The 18,918-nt window shown below is 68.6% G+C and carries 18 protein-coding genes; 11 read left to right on the top strand and 7 right to left on the bottom strand.

The genetic code is table 11. From position 1 onward, the window contains the following. Positions 1 to 118: 118 nt before the first annotated feature. The 7 genes from QH276_RS25250 to mnhG all read left to right on the top strand — a co-directional run bounded on the left by QH276_RS25250 (position 119) and on the right by mnhG (position 8,502). Positions 119 to 2,365, top strand: a complete 2,247-nt coding sequence (locus QH276_RS25250; RefSeq protein WP_280400740.1) for an AAA family ATPase — start codon at positions 119 to 121, stop codon at positions 2,363 to 2,365. 229 nt (positions 2,366 to 2,594) lie between these two features. Then, entirely contained in the window at positions 2,595 to 5,387 is a 2,793-nt protein-coding gene (locus QH276_RS25245) for a Na+/H+ antiporter subunit A (RefSeq protein WP_280400741.1), read from the top strand. Further along, on the top strand, positions 5,384 to 5,764 hold the full coding sequence (locus QH276_RS25240; protein WP_280400742.1) for a Na(+)/H(+) antiporter subunit C: 381 nt from the start codon (positions 5,384 to 5,386) through the stop codon (positions 5,762 to 5,764). The genes QH276_RS25245 and QH276_RS25240 overlap by 4 nt, the downstream gene beginning before the upstream one ends. Then, a complete protein-coding gene (locus QH276_RS25235) occupies positions 5,761 to 7,356 on the top strand; it encodes a Na+/H+ antiporter subunit D (RefSeq protein WP_280400743.1) in 1,596 nt (531 codons plus the stop codon). Before QH276_RS25240 ends, QH276_RS25235 begins: the two co-directional genes overlap by 4 nt. Next, on the top strand, positions 7,353 to 7,904 hold the full coding sequence (locus tag QH276_RS25230; RefSeq protein WP_280400744.1) for a Na+/H+ antiporter subunit E: 552 nt from the start codon (positions 7,353 to 7,355) through the stop codon (positions 7,902 to 7,904). The genes QH276_RS25235 and QH276_RS25230 overlap by 4 nt, the downstream gene beginning before the upstream one ends. After that, positions 7,901 to 8,161, top strand: a complete 261-nt coding sequence (locus QH276_RS25225; protein ID WP_280400745.1) for a monovalent cation/H+ antiporter complex subunit F — start codon at positions 7,901 to 7,903, stop codon at positions 8,159 to 8,161. Before QH276_RS25230 ends, QH276_RS25225 begins: the two co-directional genes overlap by 4 nt. Beyond that, positions 8,158 to 8,502, top strand: coding sequence for a monovalent cation/H(+) antiporter subunit G (mnhG, locus tag QH276_RS25220; RefSeq protein WP_280400746.1), 345 nt, complete (start codon positions 8,158 to 8,160; stop codon positions 8,500 to 8,502). The genes QH276_RS25225 and mnhG overlap by 4 nt, the downstream gene beginning before the upstream one ends. Positions 8,503 to 8,570: 68 nt before the next feature. Here mnhG and QH276_RS25215 read toward each other — a convergent pair whose 3' ends face one another. From QH276_RS25215 to QH276_RS25195, 5 genes are all read right to left on the bottom strand, one after another. Beyond that, positions 8,571 to 9,977, bottom strand: a complete 1,407-nt coding sequence (locus QH276_RS25215; RefSeq protein WP_280400754.1) for a phosphatase PAP2 family protein — start codon at positions 9,975 to 9,977, stop codon at positions 8,571 to 8,573. A 110-nt stretch (positions 9,978 to 10,087) separates the two neighbouring features. Further along, positions 10,088 to 11,233: a glutamate--cysteine ligase gene (locus QH276_RS25210; protein WP_280400747.1), complete on the bottom strand. Its 1,146-nt coding sequence runs from the start codon at positions 11,231 to 11,233 to the stop codon at positions 10,088 to 10,090. A gap of 25 nt (positions 11,234 to 11,258) precedes the next feature. Then, positions 11,259 to 11,960: a superoxide dismutase[Cu-Zn] gene (gene sodC, locus QH276_RS25205; RefSeq protein WP_280400748.1), complete on the bottom strand. Its 702-nt coding sequence runs from the start codon at positions 11,958 to 11,960 to the stop codon at positions 11,259 to 11,261. Between the two features lie 125 nt (positions 11,961 to 12,085). Beyond that, entirely contained in the window at positions 12,086 to 12,658 is a 573-nt protein-coding gene (locus QH276_RS25200; RefSeq protein WP_432278692.1) for a LytR C-terminal domain-containing protein, read from the bottom strand. A 52-nt stretch (positions 12,659 to 12,710) separates the two neighbouring features. Beyond that, on the bottom strand, positions 12,711 to 13,058 hold the full coding sequence (locus QH276_RS25195) for a DUF3263 domain-containing protein (RefSeq protein WP_280400749.1): 348 nt from the start codon (positions 13,056 to 13,058) through the stop codon (positions 12,711 to 12,713). A gap of 232 nt (positions 13,059 to 13,290) precedes the next feature. On the opposite strand from QH276_RS25195, the gene QH276_RS25190 reads away from it, so the two are divergent. From QH276_RS25190 to QH276_RS25180, 3 genes are read left to right on the top strand one after another with little or no spacing between them, the layout of a single operon-like run. Then, the gene (locus QH276_RS25190) at positions 13,291 to 13,881 is read left to right on the top strand and encodes a peptide deformylase (protein WP_280400750.1); all 591 of its coding nucleotides are present in this window, start codon (positions 13,291 to 13,293) and stop codon (positions 13,879 to 13,881) included. Further along, a complete protein-coding gene (locus QH276_RS25185) occupies positions 13,871 to 14,878 on the top strand; it encodes an N-acetylglutamate synthase, CG3035 family (RefSeq protein ID WP_280400751.1) in 1,008 nt (335 codons plus the stop codon). The genes QH276_RS25190 and QH276_RS25185 overlap by 11 nt, the downstream gene beginning before the upstream one ends. 32 nt (positions 14,879 to 14,910) lie before the next feature. Continuing rightward, positions 14,911 to 15,726 (top strand): exodeoxyribonuclease III, encoded by an 816-nt coding sequence (locus tag QH276_RS25180; RefSeq protein WP_280400752.1) that lies wholly within the window; start codon positions 14,911 to 14,913, stop codon positions 15,724 to 15,726. 4 nt (positions 15,727 to 15,730) lie between these two features. Here the strand turns inward: QH276_RS25180 and QH276_RS25175 are convergent, their stop codons facing one another. Continuing rightward, entirely contained in the window at positions 15,731 to 16,309 is a 579-nt protein-coding gene (locus QH276_RS25175) for a Uma2 family endonuclease (RefSeq protein WP_280400753.1), read from the bottom strand. Between the two features lie 512 nt (positions 16,310 to 16,821). On the opposite strand from QH276_RS25175, the gene thiC reads away from it, so the two are divergent. After that, the gene (thiC, locus tag QH276_RS25170; protein WP_280400863.1) at positions 16,822 to 18,450 is read left to right on the top strand and encodes a phosphomethylpyrimidine synthase ThiC; all 1,629 of its coding nucleotides are present in this window, start codon (positions 16,822 to 16,824) and stop codon (positions 18,448 to 18,450) included. Positions 18,451 to 18,626: 176 nt separating this feature from the next. Here thiC and QH276_RS25165 read toward each other — a convergent pair whose 3' ends face one another. Continuing rightward, positions 18,627 to 18,917 carry a hypothetical protein gene (locus QH276_RS25165; RefSeq protein WP_280400862.1) on the bottom strand — a complete coding sequence of 97 codons (291 nt, stop codon included), beginning with the start codon at positions 18,915 to 18,917 and terminating at the stop codon, positions 18,627 to 18,629. Between the last annotated feature and the right edge of the window lies 1 nt (position 18,918).

Below are 18,918 nucleotides of genomic sequence, written 5' to 3'. Positions count from 1 at the left end.
CGCTGCCCGGTGCGGGCGGTGCGCGCGGCGGGGGGCGCGGGCGTGTGGCCGCCGCCCTTAATTTTTGGCCCCTGGGGGCCCAACCCCCGCGCCGCCGAAGGCGGCGCAAAATAACACTGTGGCTGAACTGGCTTTGACCGTCCGTCTCAATTCGTCCGCCGCCGATGCCCGGCGGGGGGTGATCCGGCTGCACCCGGAAGTGCTGACCGCGCTGGGGCTACGCGAGTGGGACGGGATCATGCTGGTCGGCGCGCGGCGGACCGCGGCGGTCGCCGGCCGGGCTCCGGCCGGTACGCCGGCGGGGACGGCGCTGCTCGACGATGTGACATTGTCCAATGCCGGGTTGCGAGAGAACGCCACGGTGGTGGTCGCACCGGCCCGGGTGCAGGGCGCCCGGCATATTTCGGTGAGCGGGTCGCGGCACGCCACCCAGACCATTCCGGCCGCGACCCTGCGGCAGGCATTGCTCGGCAAGGTGGTGACCGTCGGCGATACCGTCTCGCTGCTGCCGCGGGATCTGGGTCCGGATATTCCGTCCGCGGCGGCCAGTCAGGCGTTGTCCCGGGCGTTCGGGATCGCCTGGACCTCCGAACTGCTCACCGTGGTTGCCACCGATCCGCCGGGTGGTCCGGTGAGTGTGCAGCCGAATTCGGCGGTCGAATGGACCGCCGGGGCGGTGACCGGGAATCAGGCCGCGGCGGTGCGGGTCAACGGGCAGGGCGGGCCCGGGCAGCCCATGGTGCCCAGCCATCTCGATACCGTCTGCGAAACCGATCTGCCGGGCGCGGTGCCTGTGACCAGTGCCCCCGCCACCGAGGTCCGGGTGGAGGAACTCGCCGGCGCCCGGCAGCAGGCCGCCAAACTCGAGGAGTGGCTGAGCCTGGCGCTGGACGAGCCGGAGCTGCTGAAAGCGCTGGGCGCCGCCCCGCACCTCGGCGTACTCATCACCGGTCCGGCCGGGGTGGGTAAGGCCACGCTGGCGCGGGCGGTGGCCGCACCCCGGCGGGTGGTGGAATTGGACGGGCCGTCGGTGGGTGCGGCCGAGAGCGGGGCCCGGTTGCGGGAGGTCGCGGCCGCGGTGGCGGCGGTCGGGTCGGGTAAAGGTGGCGTACTGCTCATCACCGATATCGACGCCCTGCTTCCGGAACCGGCCGAACCCGTGGCGACGCTGATCCTGGACCAGCTGCGGGCCGCGGTGGCCGAACCGTGTGTGGCGCTGCTGGCCACGACCGCGCATCCCGCGGCGGTGGATTCCCGGTTGCGCGCCCCGGATCTGTGCGACCGCGAACTCGCGCTGGCCCTGCCCACCGCGGCGATCCGCAAATCTCTGCTCGAACAGCTACTGGCCAAGGTGCCCACCGGCGAGCTGCGGCTCGACGAGATCGCCGCGCGGGCGCCCGGTTTCGTCGTCGCCGACCTCGCGGCGTTGTGCCGGGAGGCAGCCCTGCGGGCGGCGGCCCGGGCCAGCCGGGAAAGCGCCGAGCCCCGGTTGGAACACGAGGACCTGCTGGGGGCGCTCGAGGTGATCCGGCCGCTGTCACGCTCGGGCAGCGAGGAGCTGGCGATCGGCACTCTCGGGCTCGACGAGGTGGGCGATATGGCCGAGACCAAGCAGGCGCTCACCGAGGCGGTGCTGTGGCCGCTGCGGCATCCCGATTCGTTCGCCCGGCTGGGTATCGAACCGCCGCGCGGGGTGCTGCTCTACGGCCCGCCGGGATGCGGGAAGACCTTCCTGGTCCGTGCGCTGGCGGGCAGTGGGCAACTGAGCGTGCACTCCGTCAAGGGCGCCGAACTGATGGACAAATGGGTCGGTTCGTCGGAGCGTGCGGTGCGGGAGCTGTTCCAGCGGGCCCGCGATTCGGCACCGTCGCTGATCTTCCTGGACGAGGTGGACGCGCTGGCGCCGCGCCGCGGGCAGAGTTCCGACTCCGGGGTCGGTGACCGGGTGGTCGCCGCGCTGCTCACGGAGCTGGACGGGGTGCAACCGCTGCGGGACGTGGTGGTGCTCGGCGCCACGAACCGCCCGGAACTCATCGACCCGGCGCTGCTGCGGCCCGGCCGGCTGGAACGGCTGGTCTTCGTTCCACCGCCGGACGCCCAGGCCCGGGAAGCCATCCTGCGCACGGCCGGGCGCTCGGTGCCGCTGGCCGAATCGGTCGACCTGGCCCGGCTGGCCGCCGACCTGGACGGCTTCTCCGCCGCCGATTGCGCCGCCCTGCTCCGCGAGGCCGCGCTCTCGGCCATGCGCCGCGATGTACTGGCCGCCGACGTCACCGCCGACGATATCGCCGCCGCCCGCCGCACCGTCCGCCCCTCCCTCGACCCTGCCCAAGTCGACGCCCTCCGCCGATACTCCGAGAGGTGAGCGCAGCGGGGACAGCGGAGCCGGTTACCGGTGAGCGAATGCGGTGACGCTGCCACTACCGGCCCGCCCTGTCCGAAGCTTGTCCGTTATGTCTGACCTGCGCAAATTGTTGCCGAAGGGTAGCCGGATGCGGACCGGGGTCCGTATATCTGTACGATGGTGCCAGATCGTGCTCGCATATGATGAGCGCGCAATACCCCGCCGCCCCTGATTCCGACGGAGGTAACGCTTGCTCGCCATCCTGCTCGCACACGCCCTGGCCGCGCTTGCCGCGCCCGCAGCCGTGCGAGTACTGGGGCGTAATGCGTTCTATCCGCTGGCGCTGGTACCGCTGCTCTCGCTCGGCTGGGTGATCGCGGGCTGGAACGATATCCAGCAGGTGCGCTATGCCTGGGCACCGACCATCGACCTCACCCTGCAACTGCGGTCCGACCCGCTCGCCACCGTGATGAGCGCGCTGATCCTGGGCATCGGCGCACTCGTACTCGCCTACTGCGCCCGCTACTTCGACGACGACGAACCCAAACTCGGTTCCTTCGCCGCTTGGCTGGTCGCCTTCGCAGGCGCCATGTTCGGGTTGGTCACCAGCGACAACATGCTGTTGCTGTTCGTCTTCTGGGAAATCACCACGGTGCTGTCGTTCCTGCTCGTGGGGCACAACTCCGACAGCGCGGCCGGGCGCCGGGCGGCCCTGCAGGCGTTGCTGGTCACCGGTGCGGGCGGGCTGGCGATGCTCGTCGGCATCGTCGTGCTCGGGCAGGTCTACGACAGCTATCTGCTCTCCGACCTGCTCGCCGCGCCGGAACCGCCCGGCGGTATCGCCGTGCAGGTGGGACTGGTCCTGGTGCTCGTCGGCGCGCTCAGCAAATCGGCCATCGTGCCGCTGCATTTCTGGCTGCCCGGGGCGATGGCCGCACCCACCCCGGTGAGCGCGTATCTGCACGCGGCGGCCATGGTGAAAGCCGGTGTCTACCTGATCGCGCGGCTCGCCCCGGCCTTCGCCGACGAACCGGTCTGGCGGCCGCTGATCCTCACGCTCGGCCTGGCGTCCATGCTGCTGGCCGGCCTGCGGGCCATGCAGGTCACCGACCTGAAACTGCTCCTGGCCTTCGGCACCGTCAGCCAGCTGGGCTTCCTCGTTTTGATGGTCGGGCTCGGTACCCCCGACGCCGCTCTGGCCGGTATCGGGCTGCTCATCGCCCACGCGCTGTTCAAGGCCTGCCTGTTCCTGGTGGTCGGCATCATCGACCACAATGCGGGAACCCGCGATATCGGCGAACTGTCCGGTCTCGGGCGCCGCGCACCCGTTCTCCTGATCTCCTCCACGCTGGCGGCGCTGAGCATGGCCGGTATCCCGCCGCTGTGGGGTTTCGTGGCCAAGGAATCTGCGTTGGCAGCGGAACTCGCGGCGGATCCGCCGCTGAGCGGTACCGGTAAATGGCTGCTGCTGGCGGGTGTGGTGCTGGGATCCATGCTCACCGTCGCCTACAGCGCGCGGTTCGTCTGGGGCGCGTTCGCCGATAAGCCCGGTATCCGGGTTCCGGACTGGCACGCACCCGGGCCGGCCTTCGTCGCCGCACCCGTGCTGCTGGCCCTGGGTTCGCTGGGCGCGGGCCTCGCCGCACCCTGGATCGACCCGCTGCTGACCCCCTACGCGGCGACCCTGCCCGGAGAATTGACCACCCACCTGCAGCTCTGGCACGGCCTGACCCTGCCGCTGCTGTTCACCGTGATCATCATCGCCGGCGGTGCCCTGTTCTATATCCGGCGCGATGTATTCGGCGAATCGACGACCCTGCTGGGCAACGCCGACCGCGGTTACGATACCGCGCTACGCGCCATGGACTGGATATCGCTGAAGATGACCGGTTCGGTGCAACGCGGTTCCCTGCCGCTGAACCAGGCCGCGATCCTCGGCACCCTGGTCATTCTGCCCGCCACGGTACTGGCGGTTGGCACCCGCACCGGGGTCGAGCTGCGACTGTGGGACCGTCCGCTGCAGCTGGTGATCGCCGCGATCATGATCGCCATGGCGCTCGGCGCCACCGTCCTGCGCAATCGGCTGGCGAGTGTGCTGGTGGTCGGGCTCACCGGCTACGGCTGCGGTGTGATCTTCGCGTTGCACGGCGCCCCCGATCTGGCGCTGACCCAGTTCCTGGTGGAGACCCTTGTCCTGGTGGTCTTCGTGCTGGTCCTGCGCGCGTTCCCCGCCGAGATCGGCCCGGAGCAGCAGGCCGGTTTCCAGCTCGGCCGGGCCGCGATCGCCATCGCGGTCGGTGTCACGGTGCCGGTGCTGGCCGCGTTCGCCGCCGCGGCGCGCAGTACCGAACCGATCTGGGAACGGATCCCCGCGGCGGCCTACGAATTCGGCGGCGGGAAGAACGCGGTCAACGTCCTGCTGGTCGATATGCGCGCATGGGACACCCTCGGCGAGATCTCGGTGCTGGTGGTGGCCGCCACCGGTGTGGCCTCGCTGGTGTTCCGCAGTCGCCGGTTCGGTCTGCCGCCGCGCGCCGCCGACGCCCCGAACTACCGGCCCGGGAAGGTGAGCTGGCTGCCCGCCGGCCGGCTGGTGGACCGCCGGGAGCGGTCGATGGTCCTGCAGATCACCACCCGCCTGGTGTTCCCGACGATGATGGTGCTGTCGGTGTATTTCTTCTTCTCCGGCCACAACGCACCCGGCGGCGGCTTCGCCGGCGGGCTCATCGCCGGGCTGGCACTGGTCCTGCGCTATCTCGCGGGCGGACAGTACGAACTCGGCGAGGCCCTCCCCGTCGACGCCGGTCATCTACTGGGCGCCGGGCTGGTGCTGGCGGCGGGAACGGCGACCATACCGCTGCTGCTGGGTGCACCACCGCTGTACTCGGTGATCGTCGAGGCGACGGTTCCGCTGCTCGGCCATATCAAGCTGGTGACCTCGCTGTTCTTCGATCTCGGCGTGTACCTGATCGTGGTGGGCCTGGTCCTGGACGTACTGCGCAGCCTCGGGGCGCGCCTGGACGACGAGCTGGTGCAATCATGAGCGCGAACCTGACCCTGCTGGTCCTCGTCGGGGTCCTGCTGGCCTGCGGGGTGTATCTGCTGCTGGAACGCACGGTCACGAAGATGCTGCTCGGCATCCTGCTGATCGGCAACGCGGTGAACCTGCTGATCATCACCATGGGCGGACCGGACGGCGCACCACCCATCAAGGGCGCCACCGATACCGTCCGCGACAGCACGGCCGATCCCCTCGCCCAGGCCTTGGTGCTGACCGCGATCGTCATCACCATGGGCGTCTCGGCGTTCGTCCTCGCCCTCGCCTACCGCTCCTACATCCTGACCACCAGCGAAAAAGTCGAGAACGATCCGGAGGATGTCGGGATCAGCGCGCGCGAGCGGGAGGACCCCGAAGAATGAGTTTGCCGCAGAACCTCCTGCCCGCGCTGGCGCCGCTACCGGTGCTCATCCCCCTGCTGGCCGCCGCCGCGACCCTCATCGCCGGGCGCCGGCCCCGCTTCCAGCGGGTGGTCGTGATGGTGGCGCTCACCGCCGCGGTCGTGGTGTGCGCGGTGATGTTGTACCTGGCCGACCGCGACGGCACGGTCGCGGTGCAGGTCGGCGGCTGGGAGACGCCGATCGGGATCACCATCGTGGTGGACCGGCTCTCGGCGGCCATGCTGCTGGTCTCCCAGATCGTGCTGCTCGCCGTCGCCGTCTACGGCGCCGGGCAGAACATCGGGGACAGCCGGGTCCGCCAGCCCACTTCGATCTTCTGGCCCACCTATCTGGTACTCAACGGCGGGGTGTCGATGGCGTTCCTGGCCGGGGACCTGTTCAACCTGTTCGTCGGTTTCGAGATCCTGCTGGTCGCCTCGTTCGTCCTGCTCACCCTGGGCGCCACCGCGGAACGCATCCGGGCGGGGGTGTCGTATGTGATGGTGTCGATGGTGTCGTCGATGATCTTCCTGATCGGCGTCGCCGTCGTCTACGGAGCCACCGGGACCCTCAACTTCGCCCAGCTCGCCCTGCGCATGGACGCCGTTCCCGACGGGATCCGCCAGGCCGTCTACGGCGTCCTGCTCGTCGCTTTCGGTATCAAGGCGGCGGTGTTCCCGCTGTCGAACTGGCTGCCCGACTCCTACCCCACCGCGCCGGCCCCGGTCACCGCGGTGTTCGCCGGTCTGCTCACAAAGGTGGGTGTGTACGCCATCGTGCGCACCCAGACCCTCTTGTTCCCCGACGGCGGATTCGACAACCTGCTGCTGATCGCGGGCCTGCTCACCATGCTGATCGGTATATTCGGCGCGATCGCGCAGAACGATATCCGCCGGTTGCTCTCGTTCACGTTGGTCAGCCATATCGGCTACATGATGTTCGGCGTGGGGATCGCGAGCATGCTGGGCTTGGCGGGCGCCGTCTACTACATCGCGCACCACATCCTGGTGCAGACCGCGCTGTTCCTGGTGGCGGGGTTGATCGAACGGCAGGCCGGCTCGACCTCGCTACGCCGGGTCGGCGGGATGGCGGCGGCGAGCCCACTGCTGGCCGGACTGTTCCTGATCCCGGCCCTCAACCTCGGGGGTATCCCGCCGTTCTCCGGTTTCATCGGCAAGGTCACCCTGCTGCAGGCCGGCGCCGACGACGGCAGCACGCTGGCCTGGATCCTGGTCGGCGGCTCGGTGGTCACCAGTCTGCTGACCCTCTATGTGATGGCACGGGTCTGGAGCAAGGCGTTCTGGCGGCCGCGCGAACAGGCGCCCGACGGGCACCTCGTGGCCGCGACCCTGCCCTCCCTGGTCGAGGACAACACCGACATGCTCTACGACGAACGCACCGATCCCGGCCGGCTGCCCACGATGATGGTGCTGCCGACGGCGGCGCTGGTCGCGGTGGGACTGGCGCTCACGGTCTGGGCCGGGCCGATACTCGGTATCGCCGACCGATCCGCGACCGAACTACAGGACCGTGGCATCTATATCGGTGCCGTACTCGGCGGGGGGACGAAATGAGACTCCGCACCGCAATAACCCGCGACAACGCGTTACGTGCCGGCGTACTGCTCTGGCTGGCGCTGGTATGGGTCGCGCTGTGGGGCCAGATCAGCGTCGCCAACGTCCTGTCGGGCCTGGCGGTCGGTGTGGTGATCATGGTGACTCTGCCGCTGCCCCGGATACCGGTCAGCGGACAATTGCGCATCCTGCCGCTGCTGAAACTGCTGGCCTACTTCGCGTACTACGCGATCGAATCGAGCCTGCAACTCGCGTGGTTCGCGCTGCGCCCCGGCGCCGCACCCGTATCCGGTGTGCTGCGGGTGCAATTCGCGTTCCGGTCCGATCTGGTCCTGGTGCTGTGCACCAACCTACTCAACCTGATCCCCGGCACCATGGTCATCGAAATCGACCGGGAACAATGCGTGGTCTATGTGCACGTGATCGACGTGAGCAGCGAAAAGGCGGTCGCCAGCTTCTACCACACCATCCGCCGGGTGGAGACGCTGCTGATCGAGGCCTTCCAGCGCCGCGCCACCCCACTGCCCACCCAGGAGGTGCAGCCATGATCGTCGTGGCCCTGGTGGCCGCGGTCCTGCTCGGTACGGCCGCGTTGATCACCGCATACCGCATCCTCGCCGGCCCGGACACCCTCGACCGGGTGGTCGGCATCGACTCGATCATCGCGATGGCGATCTGTGGCCTGGCGGTGTGGGCCGCCTACAGCCGCGACACCAGCGTGGTACCGGCGATCGTCGCGCTTTCCCTGGTGGGGTTCCTGGGCTCCGCGGCCGTCACCCGCTACCGGGTCCGGGACGACCGATGAGCACATTCCTGAATATCGCCTCCGGCACGCTGATCATCATCGGCTCGCTGATGGCGCTCACCGCGGCCGTCGGGATCGTCCGCTTCCCCGACACCCTGCTGCGCATGCACGCCGCGACCAAACCGCAGGTGATCGGTCTCAACCTGGTCCTCGCCGGCACCTGCCTGCGGGTCTACGACGACCCGAACGTCTGGATGCTGATCCTGGTCGGCCTGTTCACCTTGCTCACCGCCCCGGTGATCGCCCACCTGATCGGCCGCACGGCCTACCGGGAGCAACGCCACCGCGAAGACCTGCTGGTCGTGAACGAACTGGGCGACAAACTGGACGACCAGCAGTGAGGTAACGCGTGCACTGGCCCGCGAACGGCGCCGCCGTGGCTGTGTCAGGGGATGTCGGCTACGGCGGGTCAGCGGGACTCGACGGGCTCGCCGGTGGGTGTCGGCGAGCTCTTCGGCCGCGGCAGCTGGGCAGTGAGGAACCTGTCCGTGCCGGCTGTGTCCGAGCCGGGTGCCAGGGGGACGCCGGTGCGGCGGCGGGCGAACCAGGTGGCGTGGAAGCCGGCGGCCACGGCGGCCAGTAGCGCCAGGACGATCGAGCCGGCCACAACCGGGTAGTCGGCCATCTGCACGGCGAGGTACCGGTAGCCGAGCAGCAACGTGACCAGTACCAGCGCACCACCGCCGACCAGGCGGATGCGGAACCAGCCCCAGCCGCGTTCCGGTTCGCGCAGCGCCGATTCGATCGTCAGGCACAGCACCGCGCCGGCGACCAGGTCGACGCCGTAGTGATAGCCGAAGCCGAGGGTCGCGGCGAGGGTGCACAGCAGCCAGAAGGTTCCGCCCCAGCGCAGCCAGGTGGGGGCGAGAGTGCCGTCGGCGTTGCGGCGGGTGTGCAGGAACAACGCCAGCGCCCAGGCCGTGTGCATCGACGGCATGCAATTGCGCGGGGCGAGATCGCCGAACAGCAGCGCCTCGGGGGTGCGGTCCAGCGGCGGGACCGCACCGGGCCAGTAGTTGCCGACCTGGAAACCGCCACCGTCCGCACCGTAGACGAACATGGGGCCCACCACCGGGAAAAGCAGGTACACCAGCGGACCCACCAGGCCCAGCACCAGGAACGTGCGCACCAGATAGTGGTTCGGCCAGCGGCCACCACCCGCCACGGCGCGCAACTGCCAGACCGCCACCACGATCGCCGCCGCGGGCAGCTCGATGTACACCCAGTGCAGCACGGCGTCGGGAATCGGGCCCAGCACCTCCAACGCCCGGCCCAGCACCCAGGACGGGTCGCCGAGCGCGTGGTCGGCCAGCATCACGTACTGATCCAGCACCCGCGGCTGCAGGTCGACGGTGATATGCAACCAGACATCGCCGACCTTGGTCGCCAGGATCAGCAGCGCGCCCAGCGCCGCCGCGTGCAGCGCGTTGCGCCGCTGCCGCCCGGTCCAGCGCCACCAGGCCAGCAGCGCGAGTCCGGTGAGCACGAGTACGGGCCCGTTACCGACGGTGAACGGCCCGCCCAGCGCGACCCGCACCACCGCGTAGACGAGATCGATCGCGACGGCCGCCCCGAAAGCGATCACCCGGTGCCGGTTGCCGACCCCGACGAGCGCGAGTATCAACCCCGCCCACGGCACCGTCATCGATTTGGGCGTACCGGCGTAATCCCGGAACAGGCTCTCCAGCGGGCCCTCGTAGCCCCGCCACAGCGCCACCCCCTGCAGCACCAGCAACAGTACGGGGACCGCGAGAACAGCGAGCACCCGAATCCCCCGGTGCGGCGCAGATTTGCGCGCCACGGCTCCAGCTCCCATATTCGGGTTTTCGACTAGCACCCGCCCATCGTAAACGGCACGTGAACGGCATACCTATGGCCTGTTGAACAGGAGGTGGAACCCCCGTGGGGGCCGGGGTGCCGGGTCGTCTATTCGCGTAGCTCGCGGACCAGGGCGTCGACGACCGCGACCAGATCGCCCTGGGCAGCGGCGGCGGTTTGGCGCTGGCGTTGATAGTTGGCACCGCGGCGTGGGATATCCGCCACAGCGGCGAGTTCGTCGGCGCAGCCGAGGCGGCGGGCGGTCGGTTCGAGGCGGTTCAGCAGATCGTCGAGGTCTTCGGTGACCAGGCGTTCGGTGTTGTCGGAATCGACGATCACGATGGCGTCCAACCCGTAGCGGGCGGCACGCCATTTGTTTTCCTGCACATGCCACGGCGGCAGGGTCGGCAGGTCTTCGCCGCGCTCCACCCGCTCGTCCAGATGCACGATCAGGCTGTGGATGAGCGCGGCCAGCGCCGCGAGTTCGCCGCGATTGGAGATGCCGTCGCAGATCCGCACCTCGATGGTGCCCCATTTCGGAGCGGGCCGGATATCCCAGTGCATACCGCCGAGTTGTTCGAACACACCGGTTTTCATCTCGTCGTGCACGTAATGCTCGAACTGGGTCCAGTTCTCGAACTGGAACGGCAGCCCCGCCGTCGGTAGCTGCTGGAACATGAGGGCCCGGTTGCTCGCGTAGCCGGTATCCGAACCCGACCACATCGGTGACGACGCCGACAGCGCCAGCAGATGCGGATAGGACAGCAGCAGTGAGTTCAGGATCGGGAAAACCTTCTCCCGGTGCGAAACTCCCACGTGTACGTGCACACCCCAGATGAGCATCTGCCGGCCCCACCACTGGGTGCGTTCGATCAGCTCGTCGTAATGCTCGGTGCGGGTGAGTTGTTGGGTGGACCACTGCGCGAACGGATGTGTCCCGGCACAGAACAGATCCACCCCGAGCCCGTCGGCGGCCCGGCGCACGGTGTCCATGGTGCCGGACAGATCCTGCACCGCGGCCCCGACGCTGTCGTGCACCCCGGTGACGAACTCCACGGTGTTGCGCAGCAGTTCCTTGGTGACCTGCGGGGTGCCGTCGTGCGCCCGCAGCTCACCGACCGCATCGAAAACGGCGGCGGCGGTATTGGACAGATCGCGGCTCGTCTTGTCGACGAGGGCGATCTCCCATTCGATGCCGATGGTCGGCCGGGGTGAGCCACGAAAAGGTACCGGGTCGATCCGTGCCCCACCCATACACGCCTCCGTCGCGGGTCGACAGCTACCCGATGACGCCGCAGCCGACCCGGCCGCCCGCGTCACCGGTGCTCATCGTTTGCTCATCCGGGCCGGTGCCACCCGGGCGGGTGTAGCGGTCCGGGATATTGGCGAAGTTGTCCGAGCCGGCGTGGATGATGATCGCCTTGCCCTGGATATCGGCCATGGTGACCTTGTCGGTGGTGGTGACCAGGTAGCCGTGCCCGTCCTCGCGCACCTGCAGCGAGGTCAGATCCCCGCTGGCGGGATGTCCGGTGGCACCGCCGACCTGCAGATGCCCACCGGCGGACAGGAAGTCACCGGGCGCGCCACCGGCGGGCGGCGCGGAATTGGCTTCGCATTTGCCTTCCTGGTGGATGTGCAGGCCGTGGAAACCGGGGGTCAGGCCGGTGGCGTCGACCGTGACCCGCAGGTGGTTGCCGTCCTCGGTGAAGTTGGCGGTGCCCAGGGACTGCCCGCTGGGCGACTTCAACTCGACCTCCGTGCCCGAACCGGCCGGGGATTCCTGCTCCTCGCCGTGCCCACCGTGCTCCCCGTGCTCACCCTCGCCGGCGGGGGCGGGGGAAGAGGTGAACACCGGCGGAGTGGTTCCCGGTACGTCGCTGGACTCCTGGCTGTTCGTGCAGGCAACGAGGCCGAAAGCCGCGACAGCCAGCACCGGGGTCACGCTCCGCCAGGACGGGCGACGAGATGAGGACGGTGCCATCAGGGAACTCCTTTACGAGTACCGAGTTTACGGGTAGAGCGTTTCGACAACGATCGTTCGACGCAGACGATGATGCCACGCCCGCCGCATCCGCCCGGGACGCCCCCGACCTCCGGCCGCCGGGTTCACCTACCGGTCACCACGACGACCACCCCGGAACCGTCGCCCAGTCCGGGGACCATGGGCGCGGTGGTGGCACCGAGATCCGCGGCCACCGCTTCGGCGGCGGCTTTGTCGGCGGGGGTGTCGCCGTAGTAGACGGTGGTGGCCGCGAGCGTGGTCGCGGCGTAGTTCCCGGTGGAGGTGTTGGTCCAGCCCTTGGCCGTGAGTTCGTTCGCGGTGGTGGCGGCCAGACCGGCGACCAGGCTGTTGTTCAGCACCCGGATCGGCGTGGCCCGGTCCACCGCACCGGCGGATGCCGAGGTCGTCGCGGTGGTGGTCGTGGCGCCCGCGGTGGTGGTCGCACCCGCCGAGGTCGAGCCGGCCGCGGCCGTGGTCGGCGCCGCGAGGCTCGTGGTGAGACGCGGGGCGGTCGGCGCGGCGGCGGCCGAGGTGGACCCGGCGTCCTCGGCGGTATCGGAATCCGCGCTCGACAGCGACATCGCGCCCAGACCGGCGAAAACGATCGACAGCGCGATCAGAACCATTGCCGTCGCACGCAGCGGCGGTCCACCGGAGCCAGCGTTCGAGTTGCTCACCCGCCCGAGCCTAGCGGTTGAGGTGTCTTTCGCGCGCTGGCGCGCGCGGGTTTTACACCTGGAAGCCGAGCTTGCGGGCGGCGCGGGATTTCTGGCGGCCGGCGCGGAGGCGGCGTAGGCGTTTCACCAGCATGGGGTCGACGGCCAGGGCTTCCGGGCGGTCGATGAGGGTGTTGAGCACCTGGTAATAGCGGGTGGGCGAGAGCGCGAAGAGTTCGCGGATCGCCTCTTCCTTGGCGCCCGCGTATTTCCACCACTGCCGCTCGAAGGCCAGGATCTCGTGTTCGCGGCGGCTCAGGCCGCTTTCGGGATCATGAGCCGGTTCGGGAAACGTATTCGCTGTATTGGCCGAAGGACTGCCCTGGGTTGCGGAAAGATCCCGCGCTGCTGCGCCGTCCATCTTGCTCCTCGCCGAGTTACCACCGGATGCGATCGAATCGTGACCGAACGCCTCACCGTGTTACTGCCTTGCGATATTCAACCACGACACCCGGTCGCCCGCTGCCGAGTCCACCCGGGCGTGTCCGGTACGGGCGTACCGGAAAACCGGGCACTGACCGGCCGGACCCGCCGCGGCCGGACGGGACAGGCCCTTTTCACGGCGCCGCACCCACCCCAATAAGCTCGTAACCATGTCAATCCTGCCCATCGTGATCGTCGGTGATCCGGTCCTGCACCGTCCGACCGAGCCGGTGACCGAATCACCGGCCGAACTGGCCGGGCTGATCGCCGATATGTACGAAACGCTGGACGCCGCCAACGGCGTGGGCCTGGCCGCCAACCAGGTCGGCGTGGCCAAACGGCTCTTCGTCTACGACTGCCCCGACCGGGCGGCCGACGGCACGGTGGCGCGGCGCCGCGGGGCAGTGATCAACCCGGTGCTGGAGACCTCGGAGATCCCGGAAACCATGCCGGACCCCGACGACGACGAGGAAGGCTGCCTCTCGGTCCCCGGTGAGCAGTTCCCCACCGGCCGCGCCGATTGGGCGAAGGTCACCGGCACCGACGAGCACGGCGAGCCGGTCACCGTGGAAGGCACCGGCTTCTTCGCGCGCATGCTGCAGCACGAGGTCGGCCACCTCGACGGCCATCTGTACATCGACGTACTCATCGGCCGGCACGCCCGCGCGGCGAAGAAATCGGTGAAACGCAACGGCTGGGGCGTCCCGGGCCTGAGCTGGCTACCCGGAAGCGACCCGGACCCCTTCGGACATGACGACTGAACCGCCCGGACCCGAGAACCATCCCGCCGCCGCCGATCTCCCGATCGGTGAGCGGGTCGTTGTCCGCTACCGCCTGCCCGACGGCAGCGAACCACCGCTGACCGATGTGATCGGCGAGGTGATGTCGACCAATCCGCTCACCGTCATGGGCGCCGACGGCCATCCGGTGCTGATTCCGGCCGGCCGGATCGTCGCGTTGAAAACGCTGTCGCCGCGGCCCATTCGCACCTCCGAGATCCGCGCGCTGGAATCCGCCGCCGCCTACGGCTGGCCGGGCACCGAATACGCCTGGATCGACGGCTGGATGCTGCGCGCCGGCCACGGTTACACCCGCCGCGCCAATTCCGCTGTGCCCATCGGTGATTCGAGCGGCCCGGCGCGGATCGAGCCGGATACCCTGCATCGGATCGGCGCCTGGTACGCCGCGAAGGGTTTACCGCTGCAACTCGCCCTACCGGACCGGCTGGCCACCGTGCCGCCGGGCTGGAACAGCTGGGGCGAAACCCGGGTTCTGGGCATCGACCTGGAGAATTTCGTGCTCCCCCAGGGGCCGTCCATGGTGCGGATCGCCACCGAACCCGATATCGCCTGGCTGGAAATCCACCGCCACCGCGGCGACGAACCCAGCGGCCATACCGCCACCGTGCCGCTGCCCGAGGTGCTCTGCGCGGTGCACGACGGACAGCTGGGTTTCGCCTCGCTGGGGCTGCCGAGCCCGATCGCCATCGCCCGCGGCGCCCTCACCACCGCCGCCGACGGCCGCCGCTGGGTCGGCCTGACCTGCGTCGCCGTCCTGGCCGCGCATCGCCGCCACGGCTTGGCCGCACTGGTCTGCGGGGAACTGCTGCGCTGGGGTCACGATCGTGGCGCAACCCATGCGTACGTGCAGGTCGAGGCCGGTAATGTGGAGGCATTGGAACTCTTCGGCGAACTGGGTTTCCTGGATCACCACAGCTACCGGTACGCCGTCCCCGGAGGCGCCCCGGCCACGCTGTAGCCGCGCCCCACCGATAGAACAGGGATTTTTCGTTGCGACTGGCAACCTGGAATGTGAATTCGATCCGCTCCCGGCAGGACCGGGTCCTGGCCTGGCTGGACCGGCAGGACATCGACGTGCTCGCCCTGCAGGAAACCAAATGCCGGGACGATCAGTTCCCGTTCGAGCGGTTCACCGAGGCCGGTTACGAGGTCGCGCATGTGGGGCTCAACCAGTGGAACGGTGTGGCGATCGCGTCGCGGGTGGGGCTCGAGGACGTGGAGATCGGCTTCCCGGGTCAGCCCGGGTTCGACCGGGACGCCGCGGATACCCTCATCAGCACGCCCACCGTCGAAGCGCGGGCCTTGGGCGCGACCTGCGGCGGGGTCCGGGTGTGGAGTCTGTACGTACCCAACGGCCGCACCCTGAACGATCCGCACTACGAGTACAAACTCGCCTGGCTGGCGGCCCTGCGGGAGAACGCCGCCCGCTGGCTGGCCGAGGACCCGGGTGGGAGAACCGCTCTCGTCGGCGACTGGAATATCGCGCCCACCGACGACGATGTGTGGTCCCCCGAGTTCTTCACCGGGAAAACCCATGTCTCCCAACCGGAACGCGATGCCTTCACCGCGATCACCGACACCGGTTTCAGCGATGTGATGCGGCCCTTCGCGCCCGGCCCCGGGGTCTACACCTACTGGGATTACACCCAGCTGCGCTTCCCGCGTAAGGAAGGTATGCGCATCGATTTCATCCTCGCCTCCCCGGCCTTGTCTGCCACGGTGGTCGATGCCGGAGTCGATCGCGAGGAGCGCAAAGGTAAGGGCGCGAGCGATCACGCGCCGGTGATCGCCGAATTCGGCGACTGACCGGCTAGGTCCACTCCAGCAGCGGGTCGGTGGCGAGGATGACGCCCAGTGGTTCGGGGATCTCGATATCGGTGCCGAAGGGGAAGGTCTCGCGTTCGGCGTAGCGGCCGTCGTCGGGTTCGCTGAAGATGTTGACCTCCCCGGCACCGCGGTCGATCAGCAGGTACAGCGGGATCCCGGTGGCGGCGTAGAGGAACGGTTTGTCCAGCCGGTCGCGCAGTTCGGTGTGCTGGGCCCGGGAGGTGACCTCGATGGTCATCAGTACTGGATTCGGGTCCGACCATTCACCTTCACCGGCGAACGCCGACGCGGGCGCGAGGATCGCGTCCGGCCGCACCCGGCTGCCACCGCTGCGCCCGGCCCGCAGGCCGCGGTCCGCGAACAACCACAGCTCGGAGCGGCGCGGCACCAGGAACCGGGCCAGCCACTGCACGACCCGGCTGTGGTTGGCGTCCGGTCGCGCCTTCGCGGCCAGCAGGCCGTTCAGGTATTCCAGCCGCAGTCCCTCGGATATGCGCTGGGCTGCGGCGTCGAGTTCCTCGAACTCGCCCACGGTCATCAGCGATCCATGCGAGAGCGTCACCGTTCGACCCTATCGCTCACGGCCCCCGGAAGCCGTATTCCGGCAACTTGGGTCGGTTGATGTCACATTTCGCACCCCGACCCATCGCGAGACCAACCTGCGCGCCCCGAGTTCGGCAGCCGTTCATGGTTCGGGGCCCGTCTCGGATCTGGACTGACGGAGCGGGGGAGCGAAGCGGAGGAGCGGAGGAGGGAAGATTCGAGACCAAAGGGGCCCCGAACCCGGGCCCCCCGGGGGGGGGGCCCAAAAAAAATTGGGGGGGGGGGGGGAAAATTTATAAAAAGGGGGGGGGCCCCCCCGGGGGGCGGGGTGGTCGTAATTCCCCCCCCCACCGGGCCCCCCAACCCCGCGCCGCCGGAGGCGGCGCCAAAAATACAGTAGGGTCGGTGGCGGAAAATTTCATCCAACGGGGGCTCGCACCAGCGGGCTGAGAGGACGGCTAGCCCCATCGGGGCGTTCAGGGCTGTCGACCGTATGAACCTGACCGGGTAATGCCGGCGTAGGGAGGAAAAATGACGGGCACATCTGTCGATTCCGTGACCACGGGTCCGATCGAGGGCAGCGTCAAGCACTATCGAGAAGTGGACGGCCTGCGCATTCCGGTGCGCCGGATCCATTTGACCAACGGCGAGCATTTCGACGTGTACGACACTTCCGGGCCGTACACCGACGATTCGGCGGCCATCGACCTGGAAGCCGGTCTGCCGAAACTACGGGACACCTGGGCGAAGCCGGATGTACCGGGCCCCCGGACGCAGCTCGCGTGGGCGCGGGCCGGTGTGGTCACCCCCGAAATGCGATTCATCGCCGCCCGCGAAGGAGTCTCCGCCGAGCTGGTGCGCGAGGAGGTCGCCGCGGGACGGGCCGTGATACCGGCCAACCACCGGCATCCGGAACTCGAACCGACAATCATCGGCAAGAAGTTCCTGGTGAAGATCAACGCCAATATCGGCAATTCCGCGGTGTCGTCCTCGATCTCCGAAGAGGTCGAGAAGATGGTGTGGGCCACCCGCTGGGGCGCAGACACCATCATGGATCTGTCCACCGGCAAGAACATCCACGAAACCCGCGAGTGGATCCTGCGCAACTCCCCCGTGCCGGTCGGCACCGTGCCGATCTATCAGGCGCTGGAGAAGGTGAACGGCGATCCGGCCGCACTCACCTGGGAGCTCTACCGCGACACCGTGATCGAGCAGTGCGAACAGGGCGTCGACTATATGACCGTGCACGCCGGTGTACTGCTGCGGTACGTACCGCTCACCGCGAAACGGGTCACCGGGATCGTCTCGCGCGGCGGCTCGATCATGGCCGCATGGTGCCTGGCCCACCATCGGGAATCGTTCCTGTACACGCATTTCGCGGAACTCTGCGACATCCTGGCCCGCTACGACGTGACGTTCTCACTCGGCGACGGCCTGCGTCCCGGTTCGATCGCCGACGCCAACGACGAAGCACAGTTCGCCGAACTCCGCACCCTCGGCGAACTGACCAAGGTCGCGAAAGCCCACGGCGTGCAGGTGATGATCGAAGGCCCCGGCCATGTGCCGATGCACAAGATCGTGGAGAACGTGCGGCTGGAGGAGGAACTGTGTGAGGAGGCCCCCTTCTACACGCTCGGCCCCCTGGCCACCGATATCGCCCCCGCCTACGACCACATCACCTCCGCGATCGGTGCGGCCATGATCGCGCAGGCCGGAACCGCGATGCTCTGCTACGTCACCCCCAAGGAACATCTGGGCCTGCCCAACCGCGACGACGTGAAAACCGGCGTGATCACCTACAAGATCGCCGCACACGCCGCCGATCTCGCCAAGGGCCACCCGCACGCCCAGCGCCGAGACGACGAATTGTCCAAGGCGCGTTTCGAATTCCGCTGGCGGGACCAGTTCGCCCTCTCCCTGGACCCGGACACCGCCCGCGAATACCACGACGAGACGATGCCCGCGGAACCGGCCAAAACCGCGCATTTCTGCTCGATGTGCGGTCCGAAATTCTGCTCCATGCGCATCTCGGCGGACGTCCGCGAGTACGCGGAACAACACAACCTGACCGATGTGGAGGCCATCGAAGCGGGTATGGCCGAAAAGTCGGCCGAATTCGCCGACTCCGGCAACCGCGTGTACCTCCCGATCACCACCTGATCCAGCTTCTCGGGGCCCGCCCGAATCCGGCGGACAGGGCGGGCCTCGAGTACCGCGTATCATCGAGCTTCCCTCCGCCGACGCCGTATCGGCACATCACGGCCACCAGATCGTCGCGGCGATCACCAGCAGCGGAAGCCCGATCGCGAGGGCGAAACCGATCGCGACCGCGGCGCTCATGGGCCCACCTTCGCGAATGCCCAACGGGCGAAACTCAGTCGCGGCATCACGGTTTCCACATCGGCCACATCCATGACCGCGTTGAGTTCGAGCGGGCTCAGGTGATCGGGTTCCGGCAGGATCACCAGATCGGCCCCAGCGTTGCGTGCCTGGACGGCCACCCGGAGCACCGACCGTTCGTCGGGCCACACGAGGCGGTACCCGAGGTGGCGGGCGAGTCGGTGTATCTGGGCGCGATCCCATTCGGGTGCACGGCTGATTTCATAATCGATCCAGCCAAACGCCATC

This window comes from Nocardia carnea, from assembly GCF_029869215.1.
GTDB lineage: Bacteria > Actinomycetota > Actinomycetes > Mycobacteriales > Mycobacteriaceae > Nocardia > Nocardia carnea_B.
Note: the sequence above shows the minus strand (reverse complement) of the source record. Positions and strands in the feature narration are given on the sequence as shown.